This is a genomic window from Enterobacter sp. MGH 37 (assembly GCF_000534515.1).
GTDB classification, from domain to species: Bacteria; Pseudomonadota; Gammaproteobacteria; order Enterobacterales; family Enterobacteriaceae; genus Enterobacter; species Enterobacter kobei.
In genome coordinates, this window is sequence record NZ_KI973205.1 from 1,843,449 (window position 1) to 1,857,469 (window position 14,021).

Here is a 14,021-nt window from a genome sequence, read left to right on the forward strand (position 1 = left end):
GAAGCGCGTCACTCTTTTTTTTCGTATTATCCGTAAAAAAACAGAGACAGCGGCTAAGCCGCTGTCTCTTTCCCAGCAATAACAGTAAGTTACTCAGTTACGATCGTCTGGACCTGCGCAGGACCGGGGTTATACCAGCCCCAACCCGGGTAACCGTAACGATAAGGATGCGGACCCCACATCCACGGGTCAATCGGCTGAGGCGGCATGATCACCTGCTGTGCCAGACGCCAGCGTTTATACCCATTGACCTGCATGGTCATGAATTTATAAGGCGTGTTACCGATTTTACCCTGCACGGCGCCGGTTATCGGTCCGACGACGGTCACCAGTTGCCCACGGAAATCAACGGGATCGAGGAAACCACTGACATCCGCATAGATGCGTCCCCGGGAGGCCTCACCCAGTACGGGTCGCGCACCGCTGTCCAGCGGCACGGTAGCAATCTCCAGCCGGGTTTTCCCCTGCTGGTTCTGCACCTCGATCACTTTCCCGCCGAAGCGCGCTTCCTGGCCGACGTAAAGCTCAGGCGCATTCATCACCCGAACCAGATCCTGCTGGGGCGTCGGGCTACTGCCCTTGATCGCATCAGGGACGGATACGCATCCGCTCAGTGCTATGGCAACCGCGCCTGCCATAAAAAGGCGTACTACTTTAGTCTGAACCGCCATGATGCGACTCCTTTTTCTCAGTTCCTGTTACTGAGATTCACTCGCGGCCCGGAAGTTTCTTCCACGCGACGGTGTTTCGCAAATAAACCGGCTCCGCGTGTTCAACAGCAACGGTTTTTCCTGCTGCGAGCAGCTGAGTGGCAATCGGAAGCATGTCTTCCGCCGCTGGCAGCAGCATGTTGCCGTCCACCAGCGTCACGCCAGTGTCGTTCGCCATGTCTGGCCATGCCGGCCAGCCCGTCCCCACGGTCGCCCACTCGCCGGACAGTTGCTTAAGACGTTCAGTGACCGCGTCAGGTTTAAGTACCGCTTCCGTCTCTTCGCCGTGCCAGACGCCGTTCTCATCACGGGTATATTCCGCCCAGTAAACTTCCCCCATGCGGGCATCAATGGCAGCCAGCACGCGGGTGGCGCCCGTCATACGCCAGGCCCCCTGCGCCATCGTCGCAAGCGTAGAGACGCCGATCATCGGCAGGTCAGCGCCCAGCGCCAGTCCCTGAGCAATGCCAATACCAATACGGACGCCCGTAAAGCTGCCGGGCCCGCGGCCAAAGGCCAGGGCATCAAGGTCGGTTAAGGCGGTGTTGCCCTGAGTTAAAATGTCTTTTACCAGGGGCAGAATACGTTGGGTGTGTTCCCGTGGGCACTCTTCGAAATGAGCAGAAACAGCACCATCACTCAGCAGAGCAACAGAGCAAGCCTCTGTTGCGGTATCAATAGCCAGAATTCGCATCAGTCGTCGCGCTCTCGCAAGGGTCAGTCACAAAATGGCGCGCATCTTAGCACACTCCGGGGCAAATTACTCCGCCGTTGGGTTTGCCAGAAAACGCACCGCGCGTTTTATATCCCGCGTCCGTGGCGCTGGAGGGAGGCTCGCAAGGAAGGTTGCGCCGTAAGGGCGCATGACCAGCCGGTTATCGCAGATAACCAGCACGCCGCGATCGGTCACGTCGCGGATTAAGCGCCCTACCCCTTGCTTGAGCGTGATGACCGCCTCAGGCAGCTGAACCTCGTCGAACGGATCGCCTCCGCGCAGGCGGCAGTCTTCCATCCGCGCTTTCAACAGCGGGTCATCCGGGGAGGTAAACGGTAGTTTGTCGATAATGACCAGCGAGAGCGTATCGCCACGCACATCCACCCCTTCCCAGAAGCTGCTGGTCGCCACCAGCAGGGCATTACCGGCGCTGACAAACTGCTGGAGCAGTTGTCCTTTGCTGGTTTCCCCCTGCAACAGCACCGGCAGGGTCATGGTGGCACGGAACTGCTCGGCGAGGTCACGCATCATGGCGTGCGACGTGCAAAGCATAAAGCAGCGGCCGTTGTTGGCCTCAATCATGGGCTTTAGCATCGCCGCCAGATGACGCGCCGCACCCGGCTGGTTTGGCAGCGGTAAATTGCGCGGGACGCAGAGCAGCGCCTGCTTTTCATAATCAAACGGGCTTGGCAGCAGCAGCGACTCCGCCTGCTCAATGCCGAGGCGCTCGGTAAAGTGGTGCAGATCGTCATTCACCGACAGGGTTGCCGAGGTAAAGATCCAGCTTCCCGGTTTCTGCGCCATCACCTCTTTAAATTTATCGGCCACGGTCAGCGGCGTAAGCGCCAGGGTGAAGTGGCGCGAGGTGCATTCATACCAGTAGCTGTACCCTGGCTGGTTGATTTCTTTCAGCCGTTTCAGCCGTCCGCGGTACAACGTGGCGCGTTCGAAGGCGGCATCCAGCAGTGCGGAGCGACCAAGCGACAGCTTCGCGACGTCATAACAGAGTTCAAGGGCATCGTCGAGCAGCAGCAGCGCGCGCTGGATGTTTTTGTCCGCCAGCAGCTCGCGCAGGTTACCGCGATAGCCGGGTTCACCAAGCTGTAAACGGAAATCCTGCGCGCTTTGCGCCAGGCGGTCGGCACACTTCTGCAACTGCTGGGTATCTTTGAGTTCGGTCCGGTAGGCGATGGTGAAATCTTTTGCCAGGTCCTGCAGCTGGCGGCTGGAGAGCGACTGGCCAAAATACTGGCTGGCGATATCCGGAAGCTGGTGGGCTTCATCGAAGATCATGACATCCGCTTCAGGGATCAGCTCACCGAAGCCGCTGTCCTTAACCACCATATCTGCGAGGAACAGATGGTGGTTGACCACCACCACATCGGCATCCATCGCCGTTTTACGCGCTTTCACCACAAAGCAGTCTTTATACAGCGGACAGTCGCTGCCGAGGCAGTTGTCGTTGGTGCTGGTCACCAGTGGCCAGGCAGGAGAGTCTTCCGGCACGCTCGCACAGGTGCTGATATCCCCCTCTTCCGTCTGGTTGGCCCAGGCGCGAAGGATAATCACGTCGCTCAGGGTCTGAACCGGCAGATCGCCGCCCGCCAGCGCCTGCTGTTCAAGGCGCTCCAGGCAAAGGTAGTTAGAACGGCCTTTCAGCAGCGCCAGTCGGCCCTTGTATTTCAGCGCTTTCGCCACGGTGGGCAAATCACGGCTGTAGAGCTGATCCTGCAGCGCTTTTGAACCGGTGGAGATAATGACCTTCTTTTTCGCCCGCAGCGCCGGAGCGAGATACGCGTAGGTTTTCCCCGTGCCGGTACCGGCCTCGACCACCAGCGGCTGCGCCTTGTCGATAGCGTGCGCTACGGCGTGCGCCATCTGCCGCTGAGGTTCACGCGGTTTGAAGCCGGGAATCGCTTGTGCTAACTGACCTTCAGGGGAAAAATCGTCTGCCACGGTGCTCTCTCACTGTATTTTTGCACAGGGATTATGTCAGTCCCGCCTCTCCAGTGCCACCCCAAATAGTGACGACGCCAGCACAATATGGCAGTCTTGCCGCCTGATGACGAAAAATAACGAGGAAACGTTTATGACGATTAAGCGCATTGATGCCGAAGCCCGCTGGTCTGATGTGGTGATCCACAATCAGACGCTCTACTACACTGGCGTACCGGCTAACCTGGACGCGGATGCCTTCGAGCAAACGGCCAACACGCTGGCGCAAATTGATGCCGTGCTGGAAAAACAGGGCAGCGATAAATCCCGCATTCTGGATGCGACCATTTTTCTGGCCAATAAAGATGATTTTGCGGCGATGAACAAAGCCTGGGATGCATGGGTGGTGGCGGGTCACGCGCCTGTACGCTGCACTGTACAGGCCACGCTGATGAAACCGGAGTATAAGGTCGAAATTAAGATTATCGCGGCGGTTTAAGCCCGATCACTCCTCTTGATCTTCTGGATCATCATCTTCGAATCGCGCCACAATCCGCTCGCCGGAATGACTGGCGCGAATCTCCTGAGCGACGACGGTAATCGCCTGTCCGCTGCTCATTCCCTGGGACATCAGTTCCTGAATTCGCTCAACCGCTTTCTGCTGCTGTTCATGGCTCAGAGAAGGTAAACCTGCAAACATCGTCAACTCCTGCTAAATTATTCGCGCTAATTATTTCACGCTGCCCGGTAGTATGCCACACATGAACATGCGCTTCCCCACTGTATTGACGTTGCCCTGGCGTGCTGACGCCGCGGAGTTCTGGTTTGCCCGCATAAGCCACCTTCCCTTTGCCATACTGCTGCATTCTGGCCATGCGGATCACCCCTACAGCCGCTTTGATATTCTGGTTGCCGACCCGCTTAAAACGCTGACAACCGATGACCTGGCGCCGACGCACGATCCCCTGATGCAGCTTCAGCAAGCGCTCAACGCGTTAGGCTTATCCGCCACACCAGACCCGGATCTCCCTTTTCAGGGTGGCGCGCTTGGTCTGTTTGGCTACGATTTGGGTCGCCGTTTCGAAACGCTGCCCGAGCATGCGCAGGCTGATATTTCCCTGCCAGACATGGCCGTGGGGCTGTATGACTGGGCGTTAATTGTCGATCACCAGAAAAAAACGGTTTCTCTGCTGAGCCATAGTGACGTGCAGGCGCGACTGGCCTGGCTTGAAGCGCAACAGCCCGCCCCGGCCCAGATGTTCAGGCTGACCTCCGGCTGGCGCTCGAATATGAGCGAGACGGAATACGATGAAAAATTCGCGCGCGTTCAGGCGTATCTGCAAAGCGGCGACTGTTATCAGGTGAACCTTGCCCAGCGTTTCCAGGCGACTTATCACGGAGATGAGTGGCAGGCGTTTTCCCGTCTTAATGCCAGCAACAAGGCGCCGTTCAGCGCATTCGTACGTCTGCCTCAGGGCGCTATCCTCAGCCTGTCGCCAGAGCGCTTTATTCATCTGGCCGAGGGGGTCATTCAAACCCGCCCGATTAAAGGCACACTACCGCGTCTGGCGGACCCCAACGCCGATCGCCAGCAGGCGGAGAAACTCGCCGCATCGCCGAAAGATCGCGCCGAGAACCTGATGATCGTCGACCTGATGCGTAACGATATTGGCCGCGTCGCCGAACCCGGCAGCGTGCGCGTGCCGGAGCTGTTCGTCGTCGAGCCTTTCCCGGCGGTACATCATCTGGTCAGCACCATTACCGCGCGCCTGCCCGCCACGCGCACCGCCTGCGATCTGCTTCGCGCCGCGTTTCCGGGCGGCTCCATCACCGGAGCCCCCAAAATTCGCGCGATGGCTATCATCGACGAACTGGAACCGCACCGCCGCAACGCCTGGTGCGGCAGTATCGGCTATATCAGCCTGTGCGGCACCATGGATACCAGCATCACCATTCGTACCCTGACGGCCTGCGACGGCAATCTGTACTGCTCTGCAGGCGGTGGCATTGTGGCGGATAGCCAGGTCGAGGCGGAATATCAGGAAACCTTTGATAAAGTTAACCGTATCCTGAAACAACTGGAGAACTAACGGTGGAGAAAGAGAACCTGACGCTGGATGATTTTCTGTCGCGCTTTCAGCTTTTGCGACCGCAGGTCAACCGCGCCACGCTGAATCAACGTCAGGCGGCGGTGCTGATCCCGGTGGTGCGCCGGGAGCAGCCGGGGCTGTTGCTGACGCAGCGCTCGCCGCATATGCGTAAACACGCCGGTCAGGTTGCTTTTCCCGGAGGCGCGGTGGACAGCACCGATGCGTCGCTGATCGCCGCCGCGCTGCGGGAAGCTCAGGAAGAAGTGGCCATCCCGCCTGAGGCGGTCGAGGTGATAGGCGTGCTGCCGCCGGTCGACAGCGTGACCGGTTTTCAGGTCACGCCCGTGGTGGGTATTATCCCGCCGGGCCTGCAGTATCACGCCAGCGTCGATGAAGTGTCAGCCGTGTTTGAGATGCCGCTTGAAGAGGCGCTCCGGCTCAGCCGTTATCATCCGCTGGATATTCAGCGTCGAGGGCATGATCATCGGGTCTGGTTGTCCTGGTATCAGCATTATTTTGTCTGGGGCATGACGGCGGGGATCATTCGTGAACTGGCGCTGCAAATCGGCCTGAAACCTTGACTATACTTTACATTCCATCCTTCTTTGCAGGTTTGCGATCCGCGTCGCGCTATTAGCAAAACCCATCGTTAACCATTAGTTTAATTCATGTGAATAGTTAAGCCGAGGTCGGTGTTCCCTCTTACACTATGCGCAGTTATAACATCGTTACTGGAACCCCGGTAACCCTGTCAGGAGTGTGAAAGTGATTAGTATATTCGACATGTTTAAAGTGGGAATTGGCCCTTCGTCTTCCCATACTGTTGGGCCTATGAAGGCCGGTAAACAGTTCGTCGATGATCTGGTCGAAAAAGGATTACTGGAAAGCGTTACCCGTGTCGCCGTAGACGTTTACGGATCACTGTCATTAACGGGTAAAGGCCACCACACCGATATCGCCATTATTATGGGTCTGGCAGGCAATATGCCGGACACTGTTGATATTGATGCCATCCCGGCATTTATCCGCGACGTGGAAACGCGCGGACGCCTGCTGCTGGCTAACGGCCAGCATGAAGTGGATTTCCCGCAGGATGACGGCATGCGTTTTCGCAGCGACAACCTGCCGCTGCATGAAAACGGCATGACCATTCATGCCTGGAGCGGTGAAAAAGAGATTTACAGCAAAACGTACTACTCCATCGGCGGTGGCTTCATCGTCGATGAAGAGCATTTTGGCAAAGACAGCGTTGGCGACGTCAGCGTCCCGTATCCGTTTAAGTCGGCTACCGAGATGTTGGGGTACTGCAAAGAGACCGGTCTTTCCCTGTCCGGTATGGTGATGCAGAACGAACTGGCGCTGCACAGCAAAAAAGAGATTGAAGACTATTTTGCTAACGTGTGGCAAACCATGCGCGCCTGTATTGACCGCGGGATGAACACCGAAGGCGTATTGCCTGGGCCACTGCGCGTGCCGCGTCGTGCCTCTGCCCTGCGCCGTATGCTGGTGACCACGGATAAATTCTCGAATGACCCGATGAACGTGGTCGACTGGGTAAACATGTTTGCCCTGGCGGTTAACGAAGAGAACGCCGCCGGTGGCCGTGTCGTGACGGCGCCAACCAACGGTGCCTGCGGCATCGTTCCAGCGGTACTGGCCTACTACGATCACTTTATTGAGCCTGTCACGCCCGATATCTATATCCGCTATTTCCTCGCGGCAGGGGCCATCGGCGCGCTGTACAAGATGAACGCGTCCATATCCGGTGCGGAAGTGGGCTGTCAGGGTGAAGTGGGCGTTGCCTGCTCGATGGCTGCCGCCGGTCTGGCTGAACTGTTGGGTGCAAGCCCTGAGCAGGTTTGCGTGGCGGCAGAGATTGGTATGGAGCATAACCTCGGTCTGACCTGTGACCCTGTCGCGGGCCAGGTACAGGTACCGTGCATTGAGCGTAACGCGATTGCCTCTGTCAAAGCGATCAACGCCTCACGCATGGCGATGCGCCGTACCAGCGAACCGCGCGTGTCGCTGGATAAGGTCATCGAAACCATGTACGAAACCGGCAAAGACATGAACGCGAAGTACCGTGAGACGTCGCGTGGTGGTCTGGCTATTAAGGTGCAGTGCGACTAATACTCGCTTTCGCCCATCTGCAACGGATGGGCGAATTTCCCCCCTCTTTCTCGTCTCCTTTCGCTTTCCCCACTACACTTTTACTGTTGCGTCCGGCTTTTGGGGCTGGTGGCTTATCAGGCGACCGTTCATGCAAACTGCACAAACGATCATTAAACATTACCGCCGAAAACGCGTTATCGTCTGTGTGACGGTTGCGATCCTTACGCTCATTCTGACCCTGGGCGCTCGCTTTATTTCTCAGCGCAACGTTAACCAGCAGCGGGTACTCGACTTCAGCAGCCATACCGTTCGCTCTCTGGATAATCTTCTCCTTTCGCTGGAAAAACGCCGCAGCGTGTTCCAGCAGCTGGTGGGTCAACCCTGCCCTCAGGCACATTTGGCCCTGCGAAAACAGGCGGCCATTTTACAAACGGTACGCTCCATTGCCCTGATTAAAGACGGTATCCTGTATTGCTCCAGTGTTTTCGGCAGCCGTAATATTCCCATCCGCGACTTTCTCCCGGAATTACCCGCCAGCACGCCGAAGCTGATTTTATCGACCGATCGGTGGCTGATGAAGGGCAGTCCGATCTTGATCCAGTGGAACCCGGTGTCCCAGGACGGGGAAGATGGCGTCATTGAGATCATTAATATTGATTTGATCACCAGAATGATACTGGAGCCCGAGCGTCCACTTATTGATGATGTGGCGTTATCCGTGGGCGATCGTTTTTTGCGCTATGGTCAACGGGTCACCGATAGCCTGACTTTCGGAAAGGCTGGCGCGCTTGTTCAGCTGTCATCCACCCACAACCCCTTCTCCATCATCGTCAGCGGGCCAGGTCCAGGAGAGCTGGCCCTGAAGACGCTGCCCGCGCAGCTTCCGTTGGGTCTTATGCTGAGCCTGCTGCTGGGCTATCTCGCCTGGCTGGCGACGGCGAACAGGATGAGTTTCACGTGGGAGATTGATATGGGCATTGCGGCCCGGGAATTCGAGCTTTTCTGCCAGCCGCTGGTGAATGCCCGAACTCAGGCGTGCGTCGGCGTTGAAATTCTGCTGCGCTGGAATAACCCGCGACAGGGGTGGATCTCCCCGGAAGTGTTTATTCCTCTGGCGGAAGAACATAATCTGATTGTCCCTCTGACACGCTATGTCCTCGCCGAAACCGTACGTCAGATAGGCTACTTTCCTTCCAGCGCCGGTTTTCACATCGGCATTAACGTCGCTGCCAGCCATTTCCGTCACGCGGTGTTGTTACAGGACCTGAACCGCCTCTGGTTCAGCGCTAACCCGCGTCAGCAGCTGGTGATTGAATTAACGGAACGGGATGCCCTGCCGGATGCGGAATATCGTATTGTGCGCGAACTGCATCGCAAAGGGGTGAAGCTTGCCATCGACGATTTTGGTACCGGAAACAGCTCCCTCTCCTGGCTTGAAAAGCTGCACCCGGACGTACTAAAAATCGACCAGTCGTTTATCACCGCCATTGGCACCGACGCCGTGAATTCAACGGTGACGGATATCATCATTGCACTGGGTCAGCGACTCAATATCGAACTGGTGGCTGAAGGGGTCGAAACAGAGGAGCAGGCGCGATATCTGCGCCGCCATGGTGTATCGGTCCTGCAGGGATTTTACTATGCGCGGCCGATGCCGCTGAGAGACTTTCCACAATGGCTGGCGGGAAGTGCTCCCCCGCCAGCACAGCATAACGGACACATTGTGCCCTTAATGCCCCTGCGTTAAGCAGAGCTATTCTTCTTCATCGTGGACAGATTGTTCTTTAACAATACGGACCATATCAACGCGATAGTCGTTGGCTTCAACAATGGTAATGTGCAGCGGCGGCAACTCAATCACATCCCCGATACGCGGGATTTGCCCGTTCACGGCGATAACCAGACCGGCAACGGTCGCGATGTCTTCTTCATCGTTGACCACGTTTTCCACCCCGAGCGTGTGCGAGAGCGCGTGCAGGTCGGTCGTGCCTTTAACCAGCCAGCCTTCGCCGTCGGCGACGATCTCAGGCGTTTCGTCGGCATCAGGGAACTCACCGGCAATCGCTTCCAGCACGTCCAGCGGCGTGACCAGCCCCTGCACCACACCGAACTCGTTGGTGACGATAACGAAGCTGCCGCGTGCGCGTCGCAACACGCCCAGCAGGTTGATCGGATCCAGCGTTTCCGGCACAACAATCGCAGGCGATGCAGCCGCAATGGCTTCTACGTTGACGCCCTCTTCCAGGGCCACCAGCATCTCTTTCGCGCGCACGACGCCGATGATCTCATCCAGCTCACCGCGACACACCGGGAACAGGCTGTGCGGTGAAGAGAGCAACTGCTGACGAATTTCATCCACGCTCAGGTTCGCATCGACCCAGCTGATTTCCCCGCGCGGGGTCATGATTCCGCGCAGCGAACGGGAAGCAAGGGAGAGCACGCCGTTGATCATGTAGCGCTCTTCTTCTACAAACGCCCCTTCCGGAACCGGCACCGGATTACGGTTTTCAGTATCAGACTGAACGTTCACCTGGCGACGACCGCCCATCAGACGCAGAATGGCATCCGCGGTACGGGCACGCAGCGGCTGATTCGACTGCTGCTTAATAAAGTTCCGGCGCGCAATCTGGTTGAACAGTTCAATCAGGATCGAGAAGCCAATTGCGGCGTACAGATAACCTTTCGGAATATGGAAGCCAAAACCTTCCGCTACCAGGCTCAGACCAATCATCAGCAGGAAGCTCAGACAGAGCACAACCACCGTCGGATGTTGGTTGACGAAACGCGTCAGCGGTTTCGACGCCAGCAGCATTACCGCCATAGCAATGACCACAGCCGCCATCATCACAGGGAGATGGTTCACCATGCCGACCGCCGTGATTACCGCATCCAGCGAGAAGACCGCATCCAGCACGACGATCTGCAGCACCACCACCCAGAAACTGGCGTAGCCCTTACCGTGTCCATCGTCGTGCTGACGGTTTTCCAGCCGCTCGTGGAGTTCCGTGGTCGCTTTAAAGAGCAGGAATATCCCCCCGATCAGCATGATTAAATCACGCCCGGAGAAGGTGTAATCCATGACGGAGAACAGCGGTTTTGTCAGCGTGACCATCCAGGAAATGACGGAAAGCAGTCCCAGTCGCATGACCAGCGCCAGCGAGAGGCCAATCAGACGCGCTTTATCACGCTGTTTTGGCGGCAGCTTATCCGCAAGGATGGCGATAAACACCAGGTTATCGATGCCGAGAACGATCTCCAGCACCACCAGCGTGAGCAATCCCACCCAGATTGACGGGTCCATTAAGAATTCCATGACAAGCTCCTGCTAAAGGAATGACGAAACGGTGCCCCACTCAACGTGGGCAAAACAGAGGAAGACAGAGTCGGTACATGGCGAGGATCGCCGGTGAAAAAGGCGCAAATTGGCCTGAAAGATGACTGACGTCGGTGACGGTCCATATAGTGGGCTGTAGCCCTATACTCCTGAACAAGTAAACGGAGGCTAAACATATCAGAGACACCAGGTTTTAAGCAAAGATTTACGTTCTTTTGCAAAAACGCAATAAGACTAAATTTGTGTTGAGAATTTTCTCGATCGGGAAAGCTAAATTACGGATCTTCATCACATAAATTATTTTTTCACTGTCTAAAATAATTCGCGGAAGTCTTAGTTTTTTGAACTCTAACCCTTATCTGAATCGATTCGGTTCGCCAATACGATTCTCAGTACGTCTGCCCGGCAGGCGTATTAATGATAATAAAAGGAGGTAGCAAGTGACCATTGCTATTGTCATAGGCACACATGGTTGGGCTGCTGAGCAGCTACTCAAAACGGCAGAGATGCTGTTGGGCGAGCAGGAAAACGTCGGCTGGATCGATTTCGTTCCCGGTGAAAACGCCGAGACGCTGATTGAAAAGTACAACGCTCAACTCTCGAAGCTGGATACCAGCAAAGGCGTGCTGTTTCTCGTTGATACATGGGGCGGCAGCCCGTTCAATGCTGCCAGCCGTATTGTCGTCGATAAAGAGCATTATGAAGTCGTCGCCGGCGTTAACATTCCCATGCTGGTGGAAACCTTTATGGCGCGCGACGACAACCCGACTTTTGATGAGCTTGTCGCCCTGGCGGTTGAAACGGGCCGTGAGGGCGTGAAAGCCCTGAAAGCACAGCCGGTTGAGAAACCCGCTCCCGCGGCAGCAGCAGCACCGAAAGTGGCTACACCGGCAAAACCCATGGGCCCGAATGATTATATGGTCATCGGCCTTGCACGTATTGATGACCGATTAATCCACGGCCAGGTGGCAACGCGCTGGACTAAAGAGACCAACGTTCGCCGCATTATCGTCGTCAGCGACGAAGTTGCCGCCGACACCGTACGTAAAACCCTTCTGACTCAGGTTGCTCCTCCTGGCGTCACCGCGCACGTGGTGGATGTCGCCAAGATGATCCGCGTTTACAACAACCCGAAATACGCGGGTGAGCGCGTAATGCTGCTGTTTACTAACCCGACAGACGTTGAGCGCATTGTTGAAGGCGGCGTGAAAATCACCTCCGTGAACATTGGGGGTATGGCGTTCCGTCAGGGCAAAACGCAGGTCAACAACGCCATTTCAGTCGATGCGAAAGATATCGAGGCATTCAACAAGCTGAATGCGCGCGGTATTGAGCTGGAAGCCCGTAAAGTTTCCACTGACCAGAAACTGAAAATGATGGATTTGATCGGTAAAGTTGGGAAATAAGCCCGCGCCGGTTTTTCACATAAAGCTTATGTAATAGGAGAAGTACAATGGAGATTACCACTCTTCAGATTGTGCTGGTGTTCGTCGTCGCATGTATTGCGGGTATGGAATCCGTACTTGATGAATTTCAGTTCCACCGTCCTCTGGTGGCCTGTACGTTGATTGGTGCCGTACTGGGTGATATGAAAACCGGTATCATCATCGGGGGTACGCTGGAAATGATCGCCCTCGGCTGGATGAACATCGGTGCTGCCGTTGCGCCAGATGCCGCGCTGGCCTCCATCATTTCGACCGTTCTGGTTATTGCCGGTCATCAGAGTATCGGTGCAGGTATCGCTCTGGCCATTCCTCTGGCCGCAGCAGGCCAGGTTCTGACCATTATCGTACGTACCATCACCGTTGCTTTCCAGCACGCGGCGGATAAGGCGGCCGAAAACGGCAACCTTACAGCACTCTCCTGGATCCACGTTTCATCCCTGTTCCTGCAGGCGATGCGTATCGCCATTCCGGCGGTTATCGTTGCGATCTCAGTCGGTACCAGTGAAGTCCAGAGCATGCTGAACGCCATTCCAGAAGTGGTCACCGGTGGTCTGAACATCGCGGGCGGTATGATCGTGGTCGTTGGTTATGCGATGGTCATTAACATGATGCGCGCAGGCTACCTGATGCCGTTCTTCTACCTCGGCTTCGTCACCGCAGCATTCACCAACTTCAACCTGGTTGCACTGGGTGTCATTGGTGCCGTAATGGCGATTCTCTACATCCAGCTCAGCCCGAAATATAACCGCGTTGCGGGTGCCCCAGCGCAGGCTGCTGGTAACAACGATCTCGATAACGAACTGGACTAACAGGTGAGCGAAATGGTTGATATGACAAAAACTACCACCGAGAAAAAACTCACTCCGGGTGATATTCGTGGCGTGTTCATCCGTTCTAACCTGTTTCAGGGTTCATGGAACTTCGAACGTATGCAGGCGCTGGGCTTCTGCTTCTCCATGGTACCGGCGATCAAGCGCCTGTACCCGGAAAATAACGAAGCACGACGTCAGGCGATTAAGCGTCACCTGGAATTCTTCAACACCCATCCATATGTAGCCGCGCCGGTTCTGGGCGTAACGCTGGCGATGGAAGAGCAGCGTGCCAACGGCGCAGAGATTGACGATGGTGCGATCAACGGTATCAAAGTCGGTCTGATGGGTCCTCTGGCCGGTGTAGGTGACCCTATCTTCTGGGGTACGGTTCGTCCGGTCTTTGCCGCGCTGGGGGCGGGTATCGCCATGAGCGGCAGCCTGCTCGGTCCTCTGCTGTTCTTTATCCTGTTCAACGCGGTGCGACTGCTGACACGTTACTACGGCGTGGCCTACGGCTACCGCAAGGGCGTGGATATTGTTAAGGATATGGGCGGCGGCTTCCTGCAGAAACTGACCGAGGGGGCGTCAATTCTCGGCCTGTTTGTGATGGGGGCACTGGTGAACAAGTGGACGCACGTGAACATCCCGCTGGTGGTATCGACCATCACCGGCCAGGATGGTCAGACCCGCGTCACCACCGTGCAGACTATCCTGGATCAGCTGATGCCGGGCCTGGTACCGCTGCTGTTGACCTTCGCCTGTATGTGGCTGCTGCGTAAGAAGGTGAACCCGCTGTGGATCATCGTTGGCTTCTTCGTCATCGGTATCGCGGGCTACGCTGTCGGCCTGCTGGGTCTGTAAAGCAGTA

General features: G+C 56.4%; 13 protein-coding genes. 8 read left to right on the plus strand and 5 right to left on the minus strand.

Translation table 11 applies throughout. The annotated features are described in order from the left end of the window. Positions 1 to 89: 89 nt before the first annotated feature. The 3 genes from L383_RS15015 to L383_RS15005 form a co-directional block, all read right to left on the minus strand. Entirely contained in the window at positions 90 to 671 is a 582-nt protein-coding gene (locus tag L383_RS15015) for a Slp family lipoprotein (RefSeq protein WP_014884269.1), read from the minus strand. Positions 672 to 708: 37 nt separating this feature from the next. After that, a complete protein-coding gene (gene tsaB, locus L383_RS15010) occupies positions 709 to 1,404 on the minus strand; it encodes a tRNA (adenosine(37)-N6)-threonylcarbamoyltransferase complex dimerization subunit type 1 TsaB (protein WP_014884270.1) in 696 nt (231 codons plus the stop codon). A 66-nt stretch (positions 1,405 to 1,470) separates the two neighbouring features. Next, positions 1,471 to 3,381, minus strand: a complete 1,911-nt coding sequence (locus L383_RS15005; protein ID WP_023330632.1) for an ATP-dependent DNA helicase — start codon at positions 3,379 to 3,381, stop codon at positions 1,471 to 1,473. Positions 3,382 to 3,514: 133 nt separating this feature from the next. Between L383_RS15005 and L383_RS15000 the strand changes: the two genes are divergently transcribed. After that, on the plus strand, positions 3,515 to 3,859 hold the full coding sequence (locus tag L383_RS15000) for a RidA family protein (RefSeq protein WP_014884272.1): 345 nt from the start codon (positions 3,515 to 3,517) through the stop codon (positions 3,857 to 3,859). Between the two features lie 6 nt (positions 3,860 to 3,865). Here the strand turns inward: L383_RS15000 and L383_RS14995 are convergent, their stop codons facing one another. Further along, on the minus strand, positions 3,866 to 4,060 hold the full coding sequence (locus L383_RS14995; protein ID WP_014884273.1) for a YoaH family protein: 195 nt from the start codon (positions 4,058 to 4,060) through the stop codon (positions 3,866 to 3,868). Positions 4,061 to 4,121: 61 nt separating this feature from the next. Between L383_RS14995 and pabB the strand changes: the two genes are divergently transcribed. The 4 genes from pabB to L383_RS14975 all read left to right on the plus strand — a co-directional run bounded on the left by pabB (position 4,122) and on the right by L383_RS14975 (position 9,309). Continuing rightward, the gene (pabB, locus tag L383_RS14990; RefSeq protein WP_032629030.1) at positions 4,122 to 5,450 is read left to right on the plus strand and encodes an aminodeoxychorismate synthase component 1; all 1,329 of its coding nucleotides are present in this window, start codon (positions 4,122 to 4,124) and stop codon (positions 5,448 to 5,450) included. 2 nt (positions 5,451 to 5,452) lie between these two features. Further along, on the plus strand, positions 5,453 to 6,031 hold the full coding sequence (locus L383_RS14985; RefSeq protein ID WP_014884275.1) for a CoA pyrophosphatase: 579 nt from the start codon (positions 5,453 to 5,455) through the stop codon (positions 6,029 to 6,031). A gap of 184 nt (positions 6,032 to 6,215) precedes the next feature. Next, complete coding sequence (gene sdaA / locus L383_RS14980) at positions 6,216 to 7,580, plus strand: L-serine ammonia-lyase (RefSeq protein ID WP_023330634.1); 1,365 nt, start codon at positions 6,216 to 6,218, stop codon at positions 7,578 to 7,580. 130 nt (positions 7,581 to 7,710) lie between these two features. Further along, positions 7,711 to 9,309: an EAL domain-containing protein gene (locus L383_RS14975; RefSeq protein ID WP_023330635.1), complete on the plus strand. Its 1,599-nt coding sequence runs from the start codon at positions 7,711 to 7,713 to the stop codon at positions 9,307 to 9,309. Between the two features lie 6 nt (positions 9,310 to 9,315). Here the strand turns inward: L383_RS14975 and yoaE are convergent, their stop codons facing one another. Then, a complete protein-coding gene (gene yoaE, locus L383_RS14970; protein ID WP_014884278.1) occupies positions 9,316 to 10,875 on the minus strand; it encodes a CNNM family cation transport protein YoaE in 1,560 nt (519 codons plus the stop codon). 461 nt (positions 10,876 to 11,336) lie between these two features. On the opposite strand from yoaE, the gene manX reads away from it, so the two are divergent. Genes manX through L383_RS14955 form a run of 3 tightly spaced genes read left to right on the plus strand, consistent with a single transcriptional unit; the run spans position 11,337 to position 14,014 of the window. Further along, entirely contained in the window at positions 11,337 to 12,302 is a 966-nt protein-coding gene (gene manX, locus L383_RS14965; RefSeq protein ID WP_023330636.1) for a PTS mannose transporter subunit IIAB, read from the plus strand. Positions 12,303 to 12,349: 47 nt separating this feature from the next. Then, entirely contained in the window at positions 12,350 to 13,150 is an 801-nt protein-coding gene (gene manY / locus L383_RS14960) for a PTS mannose transporter subunit IIC (protein ID WP_008500490.1), read from the plus strand. 12 nt (positions 13,151 to 13,162) lie between these two features. After that, positions 13,163 to 14,014, plus strand: coding sequence for a PTS mannose transporter subunit IID (locus L383_RS14955; protein ID WP_006810994.1), 852 nt, complete (start codon positions 13,163 to 13,165; stop codon positions 14,012 to 14,014). Positions 14,015 to 14,021: the final 7 nt, after the last annotated feature.

Coding starts and splice junctions, on each gene's coding strand:
- L383_RS15015 (WP_014884269.1), bottom strand. CDS start 671: ATGGCGGTTCAGACTAAAGTAGTACGCCTTTTTATGGCAGGCGCGGTT.
- tsaB (WP_014884270.1), bottom strand. CDS start 1,404: ATGCGAATTCTGGCTATTGATACCGCAACAGAGGCTTGCTCTGTTGCT.
- L383_RS15000 (WP_014884272.1), top strand. CDS start 3,515: ATGACGATTAAGCGCATTGATGCCGAAGCCCGCTGGTCTGATGTGGTG.
- L383_RS14995 (WP_014884273.1), bottom strand. CDS start 4,060: ATGTTTGCAGGTTTACCTTCTCTGAGCCATGAACAGCAGCAGAAAGCG.
- pabB (WP_032629030.1), top strand. CDS start 4,122: ATGAACATGCGCTTCCCCACTGTATTGACGTTGCCCTGGCGTGCTGAC.
- L383_RS14975 (WP_023330635.1), top strand. CDS start 7,711: ATGCAAACTGCACAAACGATCATTAAACATTACCGCCGAAAACGCGTT.
- yoaE (WP_014884278.1), bottom strand. CDS start 10,875: ATGGAATTCTTAATGGACCCGTCAATCTGGGTGGGATTGCTCACGCTG.
- manY (WP_008500490.1), top strand. CDS start 12,350: ATGGAGATTACCACTCTTCAGATTGTGCTGGTGTTCGTCGTCGCATGT.
- L383_RS14955 (WP_006810994.1), top strand. CDS start 13,163: ATGGTTGATATGACAAAAACTACCACCGAGAAAAAACTCACTCCGGGT.